The organism is Natronomonas halophila (assembly GCF_013391085.1).
GTDB lineage: Archaea > Halobacteriota > Halobacteria > Halobacteriales > Haloarculaceae > Natronomonas > Natronomonas halophila.
Map to the genome: position 1 here is coordinate 1,400,573 of NZ_CP058334.1, position 20,632 is coordinate 1,421,204.

The window sequence follows — 20,632 nt, forward strand, 5'->3', positions numbered from 1 at the left end:
CTCACACCGAAAGGACGGGCTGGGAGGCGTGGGCCAGCACGTACTCGGCGGCCTTCTCGATGACCGCCTCGGGGTCGCCGGTGACCGGTTCCCGCGGGACGACGACGAAATCCGCGTTCAGGGTCTCGGCGACGTCGAGAATGACGCTTCCGGGGTGCTGCGAGAGCCGCGAGACCGAAAAGCCGCAGGCCGACGAGTGGGTGATCGGCACCTCACCGGAGAGCGTCCGGACGGTGGCCATGATTTCCTCGCCCTGCTTGGCGACCGATTCGGCGGTAACCTCGCCGTTGGCCATCGCGTCGCCGGCGTTCTCCGCGACGAGATACACCGCGTGGACGCCCGCTTCGTAGCGCTCGGCGACGGCGGTGGCGTACTCGACGGCCTCCAGGGCCGTCTCGGAACCGTCGACCGGAACGAGGACCGTATCGACCTGCATACCTGAGTCTTGCTCCGGGTACTCAAAAAGCTGTGTCCGCGGGTACTTTTAAGCCGACGGCGGGCCGACAGTCTGGTATGTTCGAGACGGTGGTGGTCGCAACCGACGGCTCCGAGAGCGTCGGCCGGGCCGTGGATTGCACGCTCGACCTCGCGGCGAAGTTCGACGCCACCGTCCACGCGCTTTACGTCATCAACGAGAGTCAGGTAGAGTCACTGCCCGAACGGCTCCACAGTGACGTCCGGCAGGCTCTCGACGAACAGGGACAGGACGCGCTGGATAACGTTATCGAAGCCAACGAGGACCGCGAGTATCCCGTCGACCTCGAAACCGCGGTCCGTGTCGGCCGCCCGGCCAAACAAATCGTCGGCTACGTCCGGGATATCGAGGCCGATGCGGTGGCGATGGGTACCCGTGGCCGGAGCGGCAAACACTCCTTTCTGGTCGGTAGCGTCGCCGAACGCGTCGTCCGCACCTCGCCGAAGCCGGTGTTGACGGTTCGGCAGTTGGATTAGTCGGGCGCGACACGCACGCGCCACCGCCGAACGAGGGATTATTCCCCGGGGCGCCCCACCCGTCGGTATGGACGATTGGCTCATCGACGACGAGACCCTCCCCCTTAGCCGTCGCTCGGTCCTCCCGGGCGAGGGCTTTTTCATGCCGGATTCGCTCGACGAGGCACAGGCCGAACAGGAGGCCCGCGAGACGTTGGCCGACGCCGACCGCGTGGTCATCGCCGACCCCGACGCCGACGGCCTCGGCTGTGTCGCCCTCCTGCGGCAGGCCTTCGACGAGGCCTCACTTCTGCCTGCTGGCCCCCACGAACTCGGCGAAGCCCTCGAATACGTCGCCGAGTACGCCGAACCCGGCATCGACGTCTACGTCTGTGACCTCTGTCCGGATTCGGAGTACGACATCGAATCGCTGCCGCTGGTGGCCGAACTCGCCGACTCGGTGCGCTGGTTCGACCACCACCAGTGGGACGACGAATACGTCGACCTCGTCCGCGAGCACGCCGAGTTGGTCGTCGGCGACTCCGACGAGGAGTGTACCACCGACGTGGCGCTCCGCTCGCTCGATTTCGACTTCGACGACCGCTTCGTCGACCTCGCGGCAGTCACCCGCGACCACGACCTCTGGATTCGCGACGACCCCCGCAGCGACGACCTCGCGGACAACTCCCACTGGGCCGACCCCGAGGAGTACATCGAGACGGTGACCGAACACGGCGCGGACCTGCCCGCCGAGGTCCAGGACTTCCTCGAGGAACAGCGCGTCGAGAAGGAAGCCCTCATCGAGAAGGCCGTCGACCGCGCCGAGTACAAGGTCATCGGCGACTGGACGGTCGGCGTCACCTACGGCCGGTGTTCGCAAAACGAGGTCGCTGAAGCGATGCGCGAGGAGGGCGCCGACGCCTCGGTCATCGTCAAACCCGCCGGCTCCGCGTCGATTCGCGGCACCGACGAGTTCGAGCGCTGCCACGAAGTCGCCGCACAGGTCAGCGGCGGCGGCCACCCGAAAGCCGCCGGCTGCAAGCCCGATATCTACGACGACATGCTGGATTACGCCCACCACTGGACGACCCGCGGCGCCATCACGAAGCAGGTCATCCTCGACGCCTTCCGGAACCTCGACGACGAGGAGTCCGAAGCCGACGCATAACGCGAAAAGAACGGAACGTTCCGCCCGCTATTCCTCGACGACCCACTTGTCGGAGTAGGTCGTCCCGCAGGCACAGGCCGCGTAGGCGTGAATCACGTCGCCCTCGGCGTAGATACCGCCGACGGCCTCGTTTTGCTCCTCGGCGAAGGCGAAGACGAACTTGACGTAGTGTTCGTCGGCCTCGCCGTCGCCGACCTCGGGACAACTGCCGCTGGTGCAGTCCTCGGCGATGTCGCCGTCGGTCTGCATCGCCTGCCCGGCGAAATCCATCGCATCCAGCCCCGTCGCGCTCTGGAAGGCGGCCTTGCCGTCGTCGCCCGGCAGAACGAGGATGACGCCGTCCTCGACGCGCGTGCCGATTTCGAGCAGGTCGTCGATGGAGCCGACGCCCTCCTCGTGGAGGTAGATGAGGATGTCCTCGGGGCGCTCCCCGCGAAGAAAGGCGTCGTAAAGGGCGCTCTCCTCGCCGTCCTCGCTCATCCGTCGAGGTCCTCCGCTATCGAGGCGAGGCTGTCGTCCGGGCTGTCGGCGACCTGGTAGACCGCGTCCTCACCGGGCGCCCGGAAGCCGTACTGTTCGCCATCGACGACGATATCGACGAGCACGGACCGGCCGGCTTCGAGGTCCTTCTCGTCGACCCACTCGCTCAGACGGTTCTGACCGTCGCGTTCGCGGGCCAAGCGGGCGTTCTCGTAGAGCCCGCGAATCTCGACGTCGCCGTCCAGTCCGACCTGCACGTCGGCGTGGTAGGTTGTGTTGCCGGCTTCGACGCGGACCACGCCCTCCGGCATCGTCCCCTCGGGAACGACGACTTTCGGACGGTTCAACGCGCCAGCCTGCTCTATCGACGCACGGACGGTTTCGACACCGTCTGAAGAAAGGCTCGGCATGAAAGAATGAACCGCGGTCGTTACTCGTCGTCCTCGCCGCCGAGGAGGTCGTCGATGGACTCCTCGCCCTGCTCGACGATGCTGGCGTTGATCTGTCGCGTGTCGTCGGAGATTTCCGCGCCGCGAACGGTCACGCGCTTGCGCTCGCCGTCGACGCTCGGCTCGAAGCCGACGCCGCCCTCGAGGAGGATTTCGGCGGTGTCCGTGCCCGAGACGTCCTCGCGCATCGGTCGGCCCGACGTGTCGGAGCCGCCCGTGATTTCGAGTTCGTAGCCCGAGAGGCCGAGGGCGTCACCGTCGACGGTTTCGCCGATAGAACGGCCGATGAATCGGTTCGCGTCCTGTCCGTCCACCTCGAAGGAGTACGTAGTGCCGTCCTCGTCCCCGACGACGACCTGAAAGTCTGCCATACGGGATGACACTCGGTGCGGCGGCAAAAGGGTATTGAAACAGATTGGTGGCTGGGCGTTTTTGGATTCGGTATCTATTCACCCGCTTCGGCGCGCTTTCGGGTGTTTTGCTCTACTGGGGTTGTGTTCTTTGGCGGTTTATAAATCGAGCTTGGCGACTCCTCGGCTGCAAACAGCCGGAAAGCCCTCGGCCGCTGGCGGTCGCTCAGCGACATATCCTCGCTTCGCTCGGATAGTGGTCGCTGAGGCGACTATATAAACGCCAGCGCACCTCGCCCTTTCTGTCCGCCAGGAACCGCGACCGCACCGCGCCTGCCCTTCCCCGGGTCGCGAGGGTCGCCGAGGGCGACCACTCGCTCCCGGCCAAGTGAGTCTTATAAATGGCGCGCGCTGGCCGACCGCCGCGAGCACACCGCGAGCGGCGGTCAGACGGAGCCGTGCGAGGGACGACTGAACCCGAGCGAAAGCGAGGGTGAAGGAGTCGGTTGGGGAGGGTGTGGCTGCGGTCGCGGTACCTGGCGGAATCGAAGGGCGAGGCCGGATGGACGAAGCACGGCGACGCAAGCACCGCAGGGAGCAACGCGACCGAGGCGCGCAGCGAGCCGCGCGAGTCGAGCCGGCCGAGGGCTTCGGAGGCGGCAGTCCCTCTTGAGTAGCAGTCGGCAACATCAAACCCCTCAATTCCAGCAGAACCGGTCGGCTTATCCGAGCCAGCAGTCAAACATACATATGTTCGATTCACGCCCGAACCGCGATGCGGAGGTCGTCCTTCTCGGGCGGTCCAACGTCGGGAAATCGACGTTGATGCGGGAGATTACGGGCCACAGCAAGTTCGCCACCGGTGGCAGCCCCGGGGTCACGAAGAAGCCGAACCACTACGACTGGACTTCGGAGGACTTCGTCATCACCGACCTGCCGGGATTCGGCTTCATGTCCGGCGTCCCCGAGGACGTCCGCGAGGACATCAAACGCCGCGTCGTCCAGTACCTCGAAGAGTACGCCGACAACATCCTCGTCGGCGTCCTCGTCGTCGACGGCAAGGCCGCCGTCGATATCATCGACCGCCACTCCGGCCCCGACGAGATTCCCCACGACGTCGAGATGTTCGGCTTCCTCCAGGAACTCGACATCCCCACCGTCGTCGCCGTCAACAAGATGGACAAGGTCGACGAGCAGGACGACCGCCTCGACGAACTCGCCGAACGCCTCGGCTTCTATCCCCCGTGGCAGCAGTTCGACCACATCTTCGCGCCAATCTCCGCCAAGCGGGGCAATATCCAGCCGCTCAACGATGCGGTTCGGCACCATCTGCACGAACAGCAGCGGGACGACCTTTTCAAGTTCTTTTAAACCACGAACTTTTTGCCGGCGCGGGTTGCGGGCTACGCCCGCAACCACATGACGTGGCGGCGAAGCCGCCACGCTCGCGTAGCGCGCCGTGCAAAAGTTCGATGAAAAAGACACGTCGGCCCTCCCTACGGTCGGGCCTCCGTCCCGCGCTCCCTGCGGTCGCGCGGAGAACCGCCTCGGGGGCCTTCTCCGAAGGCCCCACTCGGCGGATACTAACCGCTCGTTGATTGTTGAAGCCTCTCGTCAGAAGTTGGAACGGTGGCTCAGAGAAAGTCCCTCATCACAAGGGGCTCAGAGGGGGTAACTGTCGTCACCGCCACCATCGGCACTTGGCTCTGGACCACCAAGAATCCACGCTTACGTGCTCACAGGGGCGAGGGGTTCGCCTGCTCGTGGAACTACGTCTCCGACTGCAGGATGTCCATCAGTCGGCTCTTGCCGAGTTCCTCGATGAGCACGGAGAGTTCGAGGATTTTCTCCTCGCCGAGTTCCTCCACGAGGGCTTCGATTTCGTCGGCCGTGAACGTACGTGCGAGACTCGCCATCGTATCGACGACCTCACCGGTGCGCTCGGCGGCGTCCTGCGACGGCGAAATCGTCAACGGCCGGTTGACGAACTCACCCTCCTTGTAGTAGCAGAACCGGAGCTGGTTCTCGTCGGCGTCCTCGGGCGTCACGATCTGCACCACGCCGTAGCCGTCCTCCCATTCGTCGACTTTCTGTTCGAGAATCGTTCGGTATCGCATTACGACAACGCTTGTCGCCTACATACATAAGCGCTTTCGCTTAGAAGATTCGTGGAATGGGAGAATAGTCAGTCCACAGCTAGCCGCTGTCGTCCCGGGACAGTAAGTGCTACGCCAGCGCCAGCACGGTGTCGGCAACCGCACCGACGATCGTCTCCCACACCGAGACGTCCGTCGCCATCGCCAGCACGGTATCGAGCCCGAAGAAGGCAAACAGGCCGGCGGCGACGAAGTGGACCGTCCGCGCCTCGAAGAGGTGGGCAAACCGGCTGAACACGTAGGCGTTCAGCAGGCTGACGGGGATAATCGCGAGCATCTCACCGAGCCAGATGGCTGCGGTGGCGCCGTACTGGGCGGCGAGGCCGATGGTTACCAGTTGCGTCTTGTCGCCGAACTCGCCGGCCGCCATCAATACGAAGATGGGGAGATAGCCGCCGAACACCTCCGGGACCTCCCGGTCGATGATGGGAACGCGGACGTCCTCGGCGACGCCGAGGCCGCCATCGGCGACCGTCGACATGTCCTGACCCGGGTCGGGCGCCGACCGCGCCAGCAGATACGCAAAGAGGAGGAACATCCCGGCGGTGATGCCGTCGAGAGCGAGCGGCGGGAGCACCTGCTGAAGCAGATGACCGAACCAGATTTCCAGCGCCGTCCAGCCGGCGAAGGCGGCAGTCGCGGCGGCGACGACACCGAGGGGATGATAGCGCGTCGACAGCCCCGCGATGATGAACTGGACCTTCTCGCCCGGCAGCACCGCGAGTTGCGCGACGAAGGCGACGGCGACGATAGTGAGGAACTCGGCCATATCAGCGGGTCACCCCGACGATACCGCGGCCTCGTAGCGCGGCGGTACTCGCCCGGATCGCCACGGTATCAGCTCCCATTACGTGTAATTAGATGCCCCTAATCCTAAAAAGGTTCAAATCTAATCCGAGCGGCGAGGGTGAGGGGGTCGTCAGTCCTCGAGCGGCCCGTGCGGCATCACTTCGGGGCCGGGGTTGCCGTTCGTGACCGTCGCATTGACGCCGAAGACGTCCGCGAGGAGGTCCTCGGTGACGACGTCGTTCGGCGGCCCCCAGTCGTAGGGCGACCCGTCCCGAAGCGCGACGAGGTTGTCGGCATAGCGGGCCGCCTGTGCGATATCGTGGAGGACGAGGCCGACGGTGATTCCGTTTTCGCGGTTGAGCGACTGGACGGTTTCCAGCACCTGCAACTGGTGGCGCAAATCGAGGAACGTCGTCGGTTCGTCGAGCAGGAGAACGTCGGGTTCCTGTGCCAGCACCATCGCGATCCACGCGAGTTGGGACTGGCCACCGGAGAGTTCGGCGAGTTGCCGGTCCCGGAGGTGTTCGATGCCGGTTCGCTCGATGGCGCGGTCGACCGCCTGCATGTCCTCCTCGTTGACGGGGTCGAGGAAGCCGCGGTAGGGATACCGGCCGTGGGTGACCAGTTCCTCGACGGAGACCGACTCCGGCGACTCCCGTTCCTGTGAGAGGAGGCCGATGCGCCGGGCGCGGGCCTTGTCGTCCATCGCGTAGACGTCGGTATCGTCGACGGTGACGTCGCCGTCCCACGGCTTGAGTTGGCCGGCAAGCCCCTTCATGAGCGTCGATTTGCCGGAGCCGTTGGGGCCGACGAGGGCGGTCACTTCGCCGGCAGGCAGAACGACGTGGTCGCACTCGACGATGGGACCTTCCGCCGAGTCGTAGCCGATTTCGAGGCCGTCGCCGACGAGTTCCGACCCCACCGGGGCGGCGTCGGTCGCGTCGGTTCCGTCGGCCGACCGACCGTTCGTCGCGTTGTCGGTCCGGTGCTCCGTCTCCATCGGTGGTGGCGTCGCGTCGCTCATGTTAGAGTTCACCCAGTTGCTTGCGCTTGCGCATCAGATACAGGAAATAGGGGCCGCCGATGAGGCCGGTCACGATACCGACCGGCAACTGCGTCGGGGAGTTGAACACCAGTTCGAAGGAGAGTCGCGCGGCGGTGTCGGCGACGACAAGCAGCGCGGGCCCGACGAAGGCACATCCGACCAGCAGGCGTTTGTGGTCGCTGCCGACGAGCGTCCGCACCATGTGCGGGACGATGAGGCCGACGAAACTGACGATGCCGGCGACGGCGACCGAGGACGCCGCCGCGACGATGGCGACCGCCGACAGGACGAACCGCGCCCGTTCGACGCGCATGCCGAGGGCGCTGGCGGTTCGCTCGCCCAGCAGGAGGACGTTGAGGTATCGGGCGCCGAAGATGGCGCTCGGCAGGACGATGAGGACCGTCCACGGGGCGACGATGCGGACCTGTTCCCAGTCGACGCCGGTCAGCGACCCGGTCGTCCAGGCGATAGCCGCCTGCACGGTTCCGACGTCCTCCGCGAAGAAGAACAGCGCCGTCTGCATCGAATCCAGCACCATGGCGACGATGACGCCGGCCAGCACGAGTCGCACCGGCGATGTGCCGCCCTTCCAGGCGATGAGGTAGACGAGCAGCCACGCGGCGGCGCCACCGAGGGCCGCCGTCAGCGGCAACAGCGCCGCGACGCCGGTGAAAACGACGATGGTCAGCAGGATAGCCAGTCCGGCACCGGAGGAGACGCCGAGGATGAACGGACTGGCGAGTTCGTTGCGGGTGACCGCCTGAAAGATGGCCCCCGAGATGGCGAGGTTGAAGCCGACGAACGCGGCGACGAACACCCGCGGTAGGCGGATGTTCCAGACGATGAGGGTTTCGCTGGCGAGGTCGGCCTGCGTCGAGAGGCCGAGCGCCTGTGTGGCCGCGTCGCCGAGGAAGAAGGACAGCAGCACGCCGGGGTTGCCCCAGACCGCGGGGTCGAAGACGGCCCGCCACGCGTCGACGAGCGTCATCGAGTAGGTGCCGAACGACACCTGCACCAGTGCGGCGGCGAAGGCGGCGGCGATGCCGCCGATAATCGTCACCAGCAGACTCCGGTCGACCCACTCGAGGCGGCGGGACGAACCGGCGTCGTGACGGGGGGAAACCTCGTCGGTATCTGCTGCCATGAGGGGTTACTCGGTGATAATCGAAGCCAGTTCCTCGCGGTCGAAAAGTTCCCCGGAATAGGAATCCGGGAAGTAGAGTTTCGCGTACCGTTCGGTGAGGAACAGGTTGTGAATCGGGCCGGCGTAGATGGGGCCGCCACGGAAGACCTGCCCCTCCTGAACGGCGGTCAGGTCCGAGGCGACGTCGTGGTTTTCCATGAACGCGAGGACGGTGTCCTCGAACTCCTCGCGGGTCTTGGTTTCGTGGCCGCGGATGAGGATGGAGTCGGGGTCGACCTCCAGCATCGTCTCGTAGTCGATCTGGCCGCGGTCGTTCGTCGAAAGTCCCTCGATGCCGGTGCCCGAGAGCGCGTCGGTGATACCGAGGTCGCGGAACTGCTTTTTGTTCGTCCCCTTGTCAGACAGGCGGTACGGGTAGAAAGCCTCGGGTTCGTTGCCCGCGGCGAAACACAGCAGGGCGTTCGGCCGCTGGTCGGCCGACGGAAGGTTCGTCTCCACCTCGGTGATGAACCCGTCGTGGAACTCGGCGAAGGCCTCGTAGCGGTCGACCTCGTCGAAGACTTCGGCGACCTTCTGGAAGGCCTCGTACATCGTGTAGTAGCGGTAGTCGTGCCACGAGTCGGTCCGCCGGAAGATGGTGTTGCCGAAGAAGGGCGCGACGTTTTCCGACAGTTCGTCGACATCGGCCTGCTCGAAGCCGAATCCGTTGTTAATCAGCCACTGCGGGTCGATGAGATGGAGGTCGCTTTCCAGTTCGTAGAAGATTTCCTTGTCGATAGCACCGTCGGTGACCAGTTCGGTGAGACTCCCTTTGTCGATGTCGACGCCGTCGAGTTCCTCGTAGTGGTCGATGTGATAGCGGTTGATGATGCCGGTGGAGTTGATGGCGTCGCCGTGGCCGAGCGCGACGGCCATATCCGCGTAGCCGGGGAAGTAGTTGGCCACGTTCTCGGGGACGCCGTCGAGCGTTACCTCGCCGACGGGTTCCATCGACACCGTGCGACCCTCGCCGTTGTCGTCGCCTGCGCCGGGCGACGATCCGCTCACACAGCCAGCAAACAGTCCGACGGCACCGGCGGCGCCGGCACCCAGCACGTCACGTCGTGTGCGTTGCATATGCTTTAGGCCAGCCTAAACGAATAAAAGAACATCGGTTTTTAGGCAGGCCAAAATACAACCACTTGGTCGAGAATATAGGCCGTAAAGACCCCAAATATCGTACTTTTCTGCGTTTCGAGAATTAGACATCCCACGACAGGAGGGCGGTCGACGCCGGGGATGAAACGCCTCACTCGAAGGCGCACTCGACGAGCAGCGCGAAGTGGTCCGAGGGGTACATCCCCCGCGAATCGAGGTCCGTCCGAACGCCGAACCGCTCGATTGCGACGTCCTCGGAGACGAACGCGTGGTCGATTCGTTTGTCCGGTTGGGCCGCCTCGAAATCGTTGAACGTCGTTTCGGGCCCGTGGGGCGCGTCGGCGAGTTCGCGGGCGTCCCGCAGGCCCGAGTCGGTGACGATGCGGTAGGGGTCGTCGTCGGGCGTCGCGTTGAAATCCCCGACGAGCAGGGTCGGCAACGCACCGTCGGCGAAGCGGTCGGCCAGCAGGCGCGCGCTCTCCCGTCGCGCGGTCGGGTGTTCGTGGTCGAAATGCGTGCTGACGACGCGGAACGCCTCGCCCGTGGCCGTCTCCTCCAGTACGGCGGTCGTCGTCACCCGCGGGATGGTCGCATCCCAGCCGATTGCGTCGGGTTGGTCGGGCGTCTCCGACAGCGACAGGGCCGCCTCGTCGGCGACGACGAACCGCTCGGGCCGGTAGCCGATGGGCGTGTGTTCGCCCTTATGAACCTCGTGGGCGACCCACTCGTAGCCCGGCAGACGCGTTCGGAGGTCGTCAAGCTGGTCGAGCCACACCTCCTGCAGACAGACCACGTCGGGGGCGTGAAACCGAATCACGCTCGCGACACCGTCGCGACGCTTCGGCCAGACGTCCTCGCCACTGTCCACCGCCGCGTATCGGACGTTATACGAGAGGACGCTGACCGACATATTGGGGGAAGGTTGCGGGCCGGTTACTTAAGGGGACGGGCTGTCAGCCCGCCGATTCGGGCCACTCGGCGAGGGCGGCGTGCTCGTCGGCGACGGCCGCGACGTCGGACGCCGAGAGCGGGCCGTCCTCCGTGATGACGCCGTCGAGACGCTCGGCGGGCACCGCCTCGAAGGTCGGATTGAGCACGCCCACGTCGGCGTCGCCGTCGTAGACGGCATTCGGCGGCCCGGGCTCGCGGTCGGCCTCGGTTCCGGGAACGATTTTGTCACGGGAGCAGACCGCATAGCAGTCGACGCCCGCGGTTTCGGCGGCGAGGGCGGCCGGGTGGCTACCGACCTTGTTGACGACCGTGCCGTCCGAAAGCACCGTATCCGCGCCGAAGAGGACGGTATCGACGTCCTCAGTTCGGATGACCTCGGCGACAGCCGCGTCGACGAACACCGTGACGTCGAGACCCGCATCGGCCAGTTCGTCGGCGGCGTCGACGCCCTCGCGTGCCGGCCGGGATTCGGCGACGTAGACCGCCTCCGGCGTCGCCTCGCGAAGCGCGTCGAGGACAGTCCCGGACCGCGAGAGCGTGAGGACGCGCTCGCCGAGGACGCTCATGGCTGCCTCCGCTGCCTCGGCGTCGCTGTTGACCGCCCGCTGACAGGCTTCCGTCGCCGCCTCAAGGACCGATTCGGGCGTCGTCTCGGCGGTCGCCATCACCCGGTTGATGCGGTTGACGACGGCGCCCATGCTCGGCCGCGCGTCGCGGAGGTCACGGGCGAGGGACCCGTAGTCGCCATCGCCCCGCTCCGCCGCGACGGCCGCGCGGTCACGCAGCACCTCCAGCGCGCGCAGGGAGATGTACGCCGACCCGTGGTCGGTATCGGCTCGGACCGACTCGACCGACGGCGCGACGGCGGCGTAGGCCGCCCAGAGTTTCGGCACCGTCTCCCGCCGGAGGATTTCGGGCGGCTGGACCCACTCGTAGTCGACGAGTTCCTCGTTGAGGGTCACGTCGGTCGATTCACAATCGAACAGGTAGGGGTGGACCAGCCAGCGCGTCCCCCGGTCGTCGTCCTCGACGGGAATCGGGTCGGCCGACCGCACCTGCGTGACGGCCGTCAGCAGGTCGACTTCCTCGGCGATTTCCCAGCGGGCCGCCTCGTGTGGCGTCCCCTCGGCGAACCCCGAGACGCCACCCCACTTGCCGGGATAGGAGCCGACCGACTCGCCGCGGCGGACGAGGAGTACCTCCGTCCCGTGGCGGAGAAAGCAGGTCACGACGGCGCGTTCGTCCATAGCGGGGCTTGGGACGGCTGGCGCTTATAAGTCGCCCCCGTACCTACGACCGCTCATGCGCGTCGCCCTCCTGAGCGATACCCATATCAAATCCCGCGCCGCTCACCTCCCACACTGGGTCCGCGAGGAACTGCGGGCCGCCGACCACGCTATCCACGCCGGCGATTTCGACTCCCGGCCCGCACTGGAGGAGATTCGGTCGCTCGTGGCCGACCACACTTTCGTCGGCGGGAACATGGACCGCGCGTTCGACCTCCCCGAAGTCGCCACCGCCGACCTCGGCGGCGTCCGCTTCGTCGTCACCCACGGCACCGGCCCCGACGCCAACTACGAGTCGCGGGTCGTCGCCATCGTCGACGAGTACGCCGCCGCCGACCGCCCGACCGTCGGCGTCTCCGGCCACACCCACGGCGTTCTCGATACCACCGTCGACGGCTATCGCCTTTTGAATCCCGGCAGCGCGACCGGCGCCTGGCCCGCACAGGAGGCGACGATGATGGTCGCCGAGGTGGCGGACGGCGACCTCGATGTCGAGGTTCGGCGCGAATAGCCTCGTCGACCGCGAGCCTTTTGAGGCATACCCACCGACTCCGAAACATGGAGGCCTTCGCCGTCGAGGGACTGCCGGAAATCCGTGCGGGCGACGACCTCGCCGCGCTCGTCGCCGACGCCGTCGAGTTCGAGGAGGGCGACGTACTCTGCATCGCCAGCACCGTCGTCTCGAAAGCCGAAGGGCGGAAGGCCGACCTCGCGGATTTCGAAGCCAGCGACCGTGCCCAGGCCATCGCCGAACGTATCGAGGCGATTACCGGCGACGAGAAGGACCCCCGGTTCGCACAGGCCGTCCTCGACGAAAGCGAGGAGTTGCTGACCGAAGCACCATTCCTGCTCACAGTCACGCACTTCGGCCACATCACCGTCAACGCCGGCATCGACCGCTCGAACGTCCCCGGCGCCGACCTGCTGTTGTTACCCGAGCATCCGAGCGAATCTGCGCGGCGACTTTCGGAGGCATTGGGTGTGCCCGTTGTCGTGACCGATACGTCCGGGCGGCCGTTCCGCTACGGCCAGCGCGGCGTCGCCGTGGGCTGGCACGGTATTCCCGCTTCCCGGGACTGGCGCGGCGAGACGGACCGGGATGGTCGGGAGCTCGGCGTGACCGTGCAGGCCGTCATCGACGAACTGGCTGCGACCGCGAATCTGGTCGCTGGTGAGGGTGGTGGCGGGACGCCTGCTGTGGTTATTCGCGACTGGGAATTCGGCGACCACGACGGTAGCGAGAACCTCTTTCGGACCGAAGAGGACGACATCGTTCGGGAGGCTCTTCGGGATTGGAACTTCGGGGAGTAGTTTCGTCTGTGTTTCTTCTTTTATAAATAGAGCTTGACGACAGCGGGACCGCAAACAGCCGGAAAGCCCTCGGCCCGCTAGCTTGAGTCGTTTCTTTAAAAATCGAGTTTGGGAACGAGCAGACCGCAACGACATAGAAAGCCCTCGGCCCGCTGGCGGTCGCTAATCAGGATATCCTCGCTCGCTCCGCTCGCTCGGATAGGGCCTGATTAGCGACTATATAAACGCCAGCGTGCCTCGCCCTTTCATTCCACCAGGACAGCACCTGCCCTTCCCCGGGTCGCGCGGCGGCCCTGACGGGCCGCACGCGCTCCCGGCCATCTGGATTTATAGATGGCGCGCGCTGGCCGACCACCGTGAGACTCGCCCGAGCGGTGGTCCGGCCAGCCAGCGCGCGAGGGACGACCGACTGAGCGCAAGCGAAGGAGGGAGTCGGCTGGGGAGGTTCGTGGTGCGGTTGCGGTGCTGTGCGGTCCTTGGAGGACTCGAAGGGCGAAGTGGTTCGAGAGAGCGAAGCTCTCTCGTCATCACGAAAGGCGCGAAGCGCCTTTCGGACGACCGGCTGGCGCTTGCATGGTCGTCTGAGCGGCCACTATCCGAGCGACCGAAGGGAGCGAGGATATGCCGCTCAGCGACCGCCAGCCGGCTGAGGGCTTCGTATGCGCTGTGGTCGAGACCGTTCGCAGGTTTGTTTATAAATCCCCCAACTCAAAGTGGTCCTCATCCCCTTTCCGACACGGAGAGGTTCAAGCGTCTGGAGGCCCAACAACACGCCATGAGCGAGAACGAAACCGCGACGCTCGCGGGGGGCTGTTTCTGGTGTATCGAGGCGGCGCTGAAGGAGTTACGCGGCGTCGAATCGGTCGTCTCGGGCTACGCCGGCGGCCACGTCGAGGACCCGAGTTACGAAGCCGTCTGTCGGGGCGAGACCGGCCACGCCGAGGTCGTCCAGGTGGAGTTCGACCCGAACGTCGTCTCCTATCGCGATTTGCTGGAGGTCTTTTTCACCATCCACAACCCGACGACGCTGAACCGGCAGGGCCCGGACATCGGCGAGCAGTACCGCTCGGCGGTCTTCTACCACGACGACGAACAGAAGGTGACCGTCGAGGACGTCATCGAGGACCTCCAGCCGCTGTACGACGACGATATCGTCACGGAGGTCGAACCGCTGGCGGAGTTCTACCGCGCCGACGACCACCATCAGGACTACTTCGAGAAGAACCCCGAGGACACCTACTGCGTGGTCAACATCAACCCGAAACTGAAGAAGATTCGCGAGAAGCACGCCGAACTGATGGAGAGTTAAGGGCAGTCACACGGGTGGTCCCGTCCCGCGGGACGCCGCCCCTATCTCTTTATATCCGCCCTTCGACGGGTCGAATATGTACGACAGAATACTCTTGCCGACTGACGGGAGCGACGCGACCAACCCGGCCGTCGACGAGGCCATCGGCCTCGCCCGGGAAACGGGCGCGGAACTGCACGTCCTCTTCGTCGTCGAGGACATCCCCTACGCGCCGGAGATGATGGACGACCAGGTCGAGGGGCAACTCCGAGAAATCGGCGAGGACGCCATTCAGGACATTCGCGAACGGGCGAGCGAGGAGGGCGTCGAGGTCGTCTCGGCGCTGCGGGAGGGCGCGCCGCACAACTCGATTCTCGGCTACGCCGACGAGGAGGGCATCGACGCCATCGTGATGGGCACCCACGGCCGCAGCGGTCTGGACCGCTATCTGCTCGGCAGCGTCACCGAGCGCGTCGTCCGGACCGCCGATGTCCCCGTGTTGACCGTCCGAAAGACCGACGAGGAGTAGCGCCGATACCGGCCCCGAGGCCGCGAGCGACCGGCGACTAGCCGGATGTTCGATTCTGCCGCCCTACATCGTATCATCACTGGTCCGCGATATATCCAATAATGTTAGGCACGGCAATAATCCGGATGCCGACCGGACTATTGATAACTAATGGCAGACGCCGACGACCGTGGACAGTTGCTGGTCATCGGGGCCGTGGCGATGGCGCTGGTATTGGTGGGGTTCGGAATCGTGCTCAACGCGGTTCTGTACACCGACGCGCGGGCGGCCCAGGAGCGAGCCACGAGCGGCGGTGATACCTATCGGTTCCACCAGTCGATACACGACGGTATCGGCGGCGGCGTCTTCTATGCCAACTACGACGACTACGGGAGTTACGCCCGACTCGTCGACCGCGTCCGAACCAGCACGCGGACGTGGACGGAAAACGCGAGCGCCCACTACGCGGTCAACGCCGTCGCCATCGTGAGTCGGGTCCGCGATTCGACGAACGGGACACAGGTGACCCAATCGGCCGACCGGCCGCTTACCAACGCCGGCGGCGAGTCCGACTGGACGGTCGCCTCGGACGTGACGGGCGTGCGCCGCTTCTCGTTGAACGTCTCCCGGGATTCGCTCGTAGAGTCCGCCGCCGACCCGACGGTGTCGGACCTGAACTCGCAGGGCGTCACACGGATACGGGCTGAAGACGACGACAGCGCGGCCGAACGGACCGTCTACCTCTATCGCAACAGCAGCGATTACGTGGTCGTAGAGACGGCCCACAACGGTACGTCGCTCGGCAGGTGCAGCGTACAGGCGCCGGAGGCCGCCGTCGATTTGACCGAGGGAACGGTCGCGAGTCAGAACTGTCCGAGCCTTCAGTTCCCCGCCCTCGCGGGCCCCTACAGTATCGAAATCGAAAACGGGGACAGCGCGACTGCCCGCTATTCGCTCGTCGTCGACGAGGAACGGCAGAACCTCGACGACGATAATTTCACCGGCGCCGGAAGCGACTGCGGTGGCACTGCCGGCCCCATGGCGACGCGGGCGCTCTACTCGGCGACGGTCAACGCCTCCTATCTCACCGACAAGCAGGCCTACCGGACGAACGTGACCGTCGCCCCCGAAACCACGCCGCGCGGGCGAACGTACTCCGTCGGCAGCGGTAGCACGGTCCCCCGAGAACTCGTCTACACGAACTCGTCGGGCGGGCTGTTCTCCATCTCCACGGGCGGTGCCGTGACCGAATATCCGGTCACCGACGCACAAGCAATCGGCCCGCGGACCGCCGACCTCGACGGCGACGGCGCCTGCGAAATCCCGTACGTGAACAGTTCGAACGTGTTGAAGCTCGTCGACGGGGGCGGCGATATCGACACGCTCGCGGAGAGCGCGACCAAATCGAAAACACGGCTCGCTGTCGGGACCTGGAACGGCAAGCAGGGCGTCTACTACGTCAACAGTTCCGACGGGAAGATGTATCGAGCGACACCCGGTGAATCGCCGACGGTCGTCCTCGCAGCCGACGGCGACACCGACGGTATCGGCGCCGTTGCGGGCATCGCCGACTACAACAGCGATGGTGACACCGACATCGTGTTCACCGACGGCTCACAGCTCGTCACCTACTACGACGACGGAACCACCCACGAAACGTCCGAAGGCGTCGGGCAGAACAACGGCGTCGCGGTCGGCGACCCGAAGGACTTCAACGGGAACGGAAGCCGACGGGCCCCGATAGTCGACGGGAGCAACAACGTTGCGCTACTACCCACGTCGGGGACGAGCGAGGACCTGACGAGTAGCGGCCCGGCCGCGAAATCGCCCGTCGCCGGCATCGACTGGACGGGTGACGGCGACAAAGAAGTCGTCTACATCCACAACGGAGAACTCTACTACGTCACGCTCGGTGGAACTATCGAACGGATCAACGACGCCAGCGGGGACCCGGTTTCCGCCGAGGACGACCGGGGGGTGGCCTGATGCCGGACAACCGCGCACAGACGGCACTCGATTATGCAATCGGTATCGGGGTGTTCATCATCGCCGTCGCGCTGGCGTTCACGTTCGCGATGAACATCCTCGCGCCGACGACCGACACGAAGGGCCACGGTAACCTCGTAGCCGACCGGACGGCGACGCATCTGGCGGTCGAGGAACTGGCCGACGAGCGGTACGTCTGGAACCGTACGGCCGTCGACGCGTTCTTCGCGCTGTCACCGCCCGACGCAGTCGACCGGGTGCCGCTCGATGACGGCCAGTGGAACGCGACGCTCGAAGCCGGGGGGAATAGATGGACGGTCGGCCCGACGCCACCGGACCGCAGCAGTATCGGCACGGCGTGGCGCGTCGGCACGCTCGACGGAAACAGGGCCGACCTCCGGGTTCGGGTGTGGTAACCATGCGAGCACAGGCTCACGCACTGGAAGGCGTCATGGCCTCGTTGATAATCCTGCTGGGGCTGTTTTTCGCCCTGCAAGCGGTGACGGTGACGCCGCTGACGGCCAGTCTCGCCCAACAGCACGTCGCCGACCAGGGGCAGGCGGCGGCGACGGGAACGCTGACCGCAGCCCAGGAGACCGGCGACCTACGGCCGACGCTGCTGTACTGGAACGAGAGCAGGGCGACCTTCCACGGGGCGACGGGGCGCGGCTTTTACGTGGCCGGTGGGCCGCCGACGGCGTTGGGCGGAATGCTCAACGAGACGTTCAATCCGCGGCGGCTCGTCTTCAACGTCAATCTCGTCTATCTGGATTCCGCGGGCAACCGCCAGCGGCGGCCGCTCGTCCGGTCGGGCGAACCGCCGGCGGACGTCGTCGTCGCGACGCGGACCGTGACGCTCTACGACCACGACCGACTGCGGGACGCCTCCGGCGAGCCGACGAACACGCACCTCGAAAACGGGAGCTACTTCGCGCCCGACGTCGGCTCCGGTGAGGTCTACAACGTCGTCGAAATCGAGGTGGTCATATGGCAGGGATAGACGCCGAACGCGGCCTTTCGCCGGCGGTCAACTTCGTGCTCGTGACGGGCATCAGTCTGCTCCTTATCGGGAGCCTGTTCACCGGCATCTCGGGCGTTCTCGAAGACCGCCGCGAGGCCGCCGTCGATGACGGCCTCGAAGTGACGGGCCACCAACTCGCCGCCGATATCGCGGCGGCCGACCGGGCGGCCCAGACCGCCGGAGAGGGCCACATCACCGTCGAATCGCGACTCCCCACCCGTATCGCGGGCACGCGCTATTCGGTCGAAATACGGCGGGACGGGTCGTCGGTCGTGTTGCTACTGCGGTCCGACGACCCCGCGGCTACGGCCCGGACGACCGTGAACAACGAGACGGCCATCGAGACGGGGACGTACAACGGCGGAGCGATACGGCTCGACTGGAGCGGCGATACCATCGAGGTGAACGATGTCTAGGGGCGTCTCACAGCTGGTCGGCTTCGTGCTCGTATTCACCATCGTGCTGTCGACTGCCGGCGTCGCCTACACCGCCGGCGTCTCGTCGCTCGGCGAGGTTCGGAGCGCCGAACAGGCGAACAACGCCGAACGGGGGTTCCAGTCGCTGTCCCACAACATCGACGACATGGTGGCCAGCGACGCGACGCGGCGCGTCACGAGCGTCAGACTCGGCGGCGGGACGCTCACCTACGGTGATACCGTGACGATGAACCTCACGGTCGTCGGCAAGGACGTCAGTTACGGGGCGTCGTATCGCCCGCTCGTCTACGAGACCGAAAACGGCGAACGGTTCGTCTATTCGGGCGGGATGGTGACTCGCGGACGGGAGAGCGGCCACGCGGTCGTCCGACAACCGCCGTTCAGGTTCGGGACCGACACGCTGGTTCCGTTCATGGTCACGCGTCCCACCGGGTCGAACGCCGGCGCCATATCCGGCCGGACGACGGTCGCGATTCGGACCACCCTCGGCGGCAGACAGGAGTTCGCCCGGCGTACTGACGGGCCCTACACGATACGGTTCAACGTCACGACCTCCCGGACCGACGTCTGGCAGCGGACACTCGAATCGAACGGCCTCGATTGTTCAACCGCCGATGCGACGACGGTTACCTGCGAGACGACGACCCAGAGTATCCATGTCGCGCTGGTCCGCCTCAACGTGAAGTACGTGGCCTGACGTGAGAATACCCGCGGGGCGCCCTCAGTCCGCTCGCGTCACGTTGACGGCGTTGTCGGTGATATGCAGGTAGGTGACGACTTCCGACTGACCGTAGTCGAGGGTTCCGCTGGAGGCGGATTCGGAGACGCTCCCCGAGGAACTCCGCGCATTGCCGTTGCCCTTATCGGACACCGTCAGGTCGACGCTCGACCCGAACAGCGCCAGATAGTGGTTGACGAGTTGGTCGACCTCGGTCGAGTCCCCGTGTGTGAACGTCTCCGGTTCGTCGGCATCGTGGTCGAAGTCGACGCTACTGGGGCCGCTGACGTATTCGAACGATTCCGCGCCGGTCAGGTTGACCGATAGCGTGGGCGTCCCGTCGCAGCTGTACGAGAAGGCGCTGTCGCTCCCGTTTTCGACGAAGGCGTCGTTCGCACGCCAGACGTGTTCGTTGCCGTCGGCGTCCTCGTAGCGAATCGTCGAGTCGACCTCACCGCCATTGCACGGCTTTCCGCCATCGGAGACCAACGAGATTTCGAAGGACTGCTCCGCCGTCGATTCCTGCAGCGACCATTCGAGGTTCGCGAAGTTGGCGGCGTCCTCGTCGGGCCGGAGCGTGAGTTCGAACTGGTCGACGGAGTGGCTGTCGTTCAGACCGCGGAGGCGGACGTCGTTGCCCGCACGCGGCATCTGGAACGGCCCCAACATCCCGTTGGCCGTCAGGCTGAGCGTCACGGTCTTGCGGTTGTGGTTGACGGACTCGACGTCGCCGTCGGTCTGGGTCCGGAAGTACTCCGCCCAAGCCTCGTAGTAGTCGCTCTGGACGGTCACGTGAACCCTCCCGCCGCCCACCGGGTTGCGATACGAATCGCCCGTCGCGTTGTAGGTCTCGTTGGAGGGATACACCGGCGCGTCCTGAACCGCGGGCGAGACGCGGACGGTCGACCCGTCGATCGACCCGACGTCGCCCTGTGTTCGGAGCACCGGAAGCGTGAGCGTCTTCCGCTGGTAATGCAGTTCCGGCGGTGAGACGAGAACGGACCCGCTGCCGTGGCCGTTCCCGCGGAAGACGCCGCCGCCCTGATAGGCCACGTTCGTCCCGCCGTTCTCGTAGACCACCGCCCCGAGCGTCCGATTATAGATGGTCTCGGTGTTGCCATTGGAGTAGTTGATGTGTCTGACCCGAATCCAACCGGCGTCCTCCTGAACCGTCGCGTCGCCGTCCACGCGGGCAAAGGAGACGGTTCGGGACCCGGATTCGCCGACCCCGACGAGGGAGGCCTGACGGTCGAACTGTGCCATCGTGGTTTCGGCCTGCTGTATGTCGGCGTCGGAGCGCGTCTCGGTGATGGCCTGATTGCCCATCAGCAGTACCCCCCCGGAGCCGACCGTAATCATCCCGATGAGCAGAACGACGGACATGACGCTCGACTGCGCTCGGCCATCCGCCGTCACCGCCGTGTTATCCATACCCACAGGTACTGGTCACTCAGCCTTCATTAGCAGGCCTATACAGT

At 65.6% G+C, this 20,632-nt stretch carries 24 protein-coding genes; 12 read left to right on the forward strand and 12 right to left on the reverse strand.

Annotation, left to right across the window (positions count from 1 at the left end; genetic code table 11):
- Position 1 precedes the first annotated feature (1 nt).
- Complete coding sequence (locus HWV23_RS07670; RefSeq protein WP_178289828.1) at positions 2-436, reverse strand: universal stress protein; 435 nt, start codon at positions 434-436, stop codon at positions 2-4.
- 77 nt (positions 437-513) lie between these two features.
- On the opposite strand from HWV23_RS07670, the gene HWV23_RS07675 reads away from it, so the two are divergent.
- Positions 514-951 (forward strand): universal stress protein, encoded by a 438-nt coding sequence (locus HWV23_RS07675; RefSeq protein WP_178289829.1) that lies wholly within the window; start codon positions 514-516, stop codon positions 949-951.
- 67 nt (positions 952-1,018) lie between these two features.
- A complete protein-coding gene (locus tag HWV23_RS07680) occupies positions 1,019-2,098 on the forward strand; it encodes a DHH family phosphoesterase (RefSeq protein ID WP_178289830.1) in 1,080 nt (359 codons plus the stop codon).
- A gap of 27 nt (positions 2,099-2,125) precedes the next feature.
- Here the strand turns inward: HWV23_RS07680 and HWV23_RS07685 are convergent, their stop codons facing one another.
- From HWV23_RS07685 to HWV23_RS07695, 3 genes are read right to left on the reverse strand one after another with little or no spacing between them, the layout of a single operon-like run.
- Positions 2,126-2,578 (reverse strand): DUF5807 family protein, encoded by a 453-nt coding sequence (locus tag HWV23_RS07685; RefSeq protein ID WP_178289831.1) that lies wholly within the window; start codon positions 2,576-2,578, stop codon positions 2,126-2,128.
- Positions 2,575-2,988: a DUF7112 family protein gene (locus HWV23_RS07690; protein WP_178289832.1), complete on the reverse strand. Its 414-nt coding sequence runs from the start codon at positions 2,986-2,988 to the stop codon at positions 2,575-2,577. Before HWV23_RS07690 ends, HWV23_RS07685 begins: the two co-directional genes overlap by 4 nt.
- A gap of 20 nt (positions 2,989-3,008) precedes the next feature.
- Complete coding sequence (locus HWV23_RS07695; protein ID WP_178289833.1) at positions 3,009-3,398, reverse strand: 30S ribosomal protein S6e; 390 nt, start codon at positions 3,396-3,398, stop codon at positions 3,009-3,011.
- Between the two features lie 729 nt (positions 3,399-4,127).
- On the opposite strand from HWV23_RS07695, the gene engB reads away from it, so the two are divergent.
- Positions 4,128-4,748, forward strand: a complete 621-nt coding sequence (gene engB / locus HWV23_RS07700) for a GTP-binding protein EngB (RefSeq protein ID WP_178289834.1) — start codon at positions 4,128-4,130, stop codon at positions 4,746-4,748.
- 398 nt (positions 4,749-5,146) lie between these two features.
- Here the strand turns inward: engB and HWV23_RS07705 are convergent, their stop codons facing one another.
- From HWV23_RS07705 to HWV23_RS07735, 7 genes are all read right to left on the reverse strand, one after another.
- A complete protein-coding gene (locus tag HWV23_RS07705; protein ID WP_178289835.1) occupies positions 5,147-5,494 on the reverse strand; it encodes a DUF8109 family protein in 348 nt (115 codons plus the stop codon).
- Between the two features lie 109 nt (positions 5,495-5,603).
- Entirely contained in the window at positions 5,604-6,302 is a 699-nt protein-coding gene (locus HWV23_RS07710; RefSeq protein WP_178289836.1) for a TMEM165/GDT1 family protein, read from the reverse strand.
- Between the two features lie 150 nt (positions 6,303-6,452).
- Positions 6,453-7,346: an ABC transporter ATP-binding protein gene (locus HWV23_RS07715; RefSeq protein WP_246282741.1), complete on the reverse strand. Its 894-nt coding sequence runs from the start codon at positions 7,344-7,346 to the stop codon at positions 6,453-6,455.
- Position 7,347: 1 nt separating this feature from the next.
- The gene (locus HWV23_RS07720; RefSeq protein WP_178289837.1) at positions 7,348-8,511 is read right to left on the reverse strand and encodes a FecCD family ABC transporter permease; all 1,164 of its coding nucleotides are present in this window, start codon (positions 8,509-8,511) and stop codon (positions 7,348-7,350) included.
- 6 nt (positions 8,512-8,517) lie between these two features.
- The gene (locus HWV23_RS07725) at positions 8,518-9,627 is read right to left on the reverse strand and encodes an ABC transporter substrate-binding protein (protein ID WP_178289838.1); all 1,110 of its coding nucleotides are present in this window, start codon (positions 9,625-9,627) and stop codon (positions 8,518-8,520) included.
- Positions 9,628-9,799: 172 nt separating this feature from the next.
- Positions 9,800-10,558, reverse strand: a complete 759-nt coding sequence (locus HWV23_RS07730) for an endonuclease/exonuclease/phosphatase family protein (protein WP_178289839.1) — start codon at positions 10,556-10,558, stop codon at positions 9,800-9,802.
- A 43-nt stretch (positions 10,559-10,601) separates the two neighbouring features.
- On the reverse strand, positions 10,602-11,846 hold the full coding sequence (locus tag HWV23_RS07735; protein WP_178289840.1) for an eIF2B alpha/beta/delta subunit family protein: 1,245 nt from the start codon (positions 11,844-11,846) through the stop codon (positions 10,602-10,604).
- Between the two features lie 55 nt (positions 11,847-11,901).
- Between HWV23_RS07735 and HWV23_RS07740 the strand changes: the two genes are divergently transcribed.
- The 9 genes from HWV23_RS07740 (at position 11,902) to HWV23_RS07780 (ending at position 19,133) form a co-directional block, all read left to right on the forward strand.
- Positions 11,902-12,396, forward strand: a complete 495-nt coding sequence (locus tag HWV23_RS07740) for a metallophosphoesterase family protein (protein WP_178289841.1) — start codon at positions 11,902-11,904, stop codon at positions 12,394-12,396.
- Between the two features lie 47 nt (positions 12,397-12,443).
- Positions 12,444-13,196 (forward strand): coenzyme F420-0:L-glutamate ligase, encoded by a 753-nt coding sequence (locus HWV23_RS07745; protein WP_178289842.1) that lies wholly within the window; start codon positions 12,444-12,446, stop codon positions 13,194-13,196.
- A gap of 775 nt (positions 13,197-13,971) precedes the next feature.
- Entirely contained in the window at positions 13,972-14,505 is a 534-nt protein-coding gene (msrA, locus tag HWV23_RS07750; RefSeq protein WP_178289843.1) for a peptide-methionine (S)-S-oxide reductase MsrA, read from the forward strand.
- Positions 14,506-14,581: 76 nt separating this feature from the next.
- On the forward strand, positions 14,582-15,013 hold the full coding sequence (locus tag HWV23_RS07755; RefSeq protein ID WP_178289844.1) for a universal stress protein: 432 nt from the start codon (positions 14,582-14,584) through the stop codon (positions 15,011-15,013).
- 150 nt (positions 15,014-15,163) lie between these two features.
- Positions 15,164-16,978 carry a hypothetical protein gene (locus HWV23_RS07760; RefSeq protein WP_178289845.1) on the forward strand — a complete coding sequence of 605 codons (1,815 nt, stop codon included), beginning with the start codon at positions 15,164-15,166 and terminating at the stop codon, positions 16,976-16,978.
- Positions 16,978-17,394: a DUF7287 family protein gene (locus HWV23_RS07765; protein ID WP_178289846.1), complete on the forward strand. Its 417-nt coding sequence runs from the start codon at positions 16,978-16,980 to the stop codon at positions 17,392-17,394. Before HWV23_RS07760 ends, HWV23_RS07765 begins: the two co-directional genes overlap by 1 nt.
- Before the next feature lie 2 nt (positions 17,395-17,396).
- Complete coding sequence (locus HWV23_RS07770; RefSeq protein ID WP_178289847.1) at positions 17,397-17,978, forward strand: DUF7288 family protein; 582 nt, start codon at positions 17,397-17,399, stop codon at positions 17,976-17,978.
- Complete coding sequence (locus HWV23_RS07775; RefSeq protein ID WP_178289848.1) at positions 17,966-18,415, forward strand: DUF7266 family protein; 450 nt, start codon at positions 17,966-17,968, stop codon at positions 18,413-18,415. The genes HWV23_RS07770 and HWV23_RS07775 overlap by 13 nt, the downstream gene beginning before the upstream one ends.
- Positions 18,408-19,133, forward strand: a complete 726-nt coding sequence (locus tag HWV23_RS07780) for a DUF7289 family protein (RefSeq protein WP_178289849.1) — start codon at positions 18,408-18,410, stop codon at positions 19,131-19,133. The genes HWV23_RS07775 and HWV23_RS07780 overlap by 8 nt, the downstream gene beginning before the upstream one ends.
- Before the next feature lie 24 nt (positions 19,134-19,157).
- On the opposite strand, the gene HWV23_RS07785 is transcribed toward HWV23_RS07780, so the two are convergent.
- Positions 19,158-20,585 (reverse strand): DUF7289 family protein, encoded by a 1,428-nt coding sequence (locus HWV23_RS07785; RefSeq protein ID WP_178289850.1) that lies wholly within the window; start codon positions 20,583-20,585, stop codon positions 19,158-19,160.
- Positions 20,586-20,632: the final 47 nt, after the last annotated feature.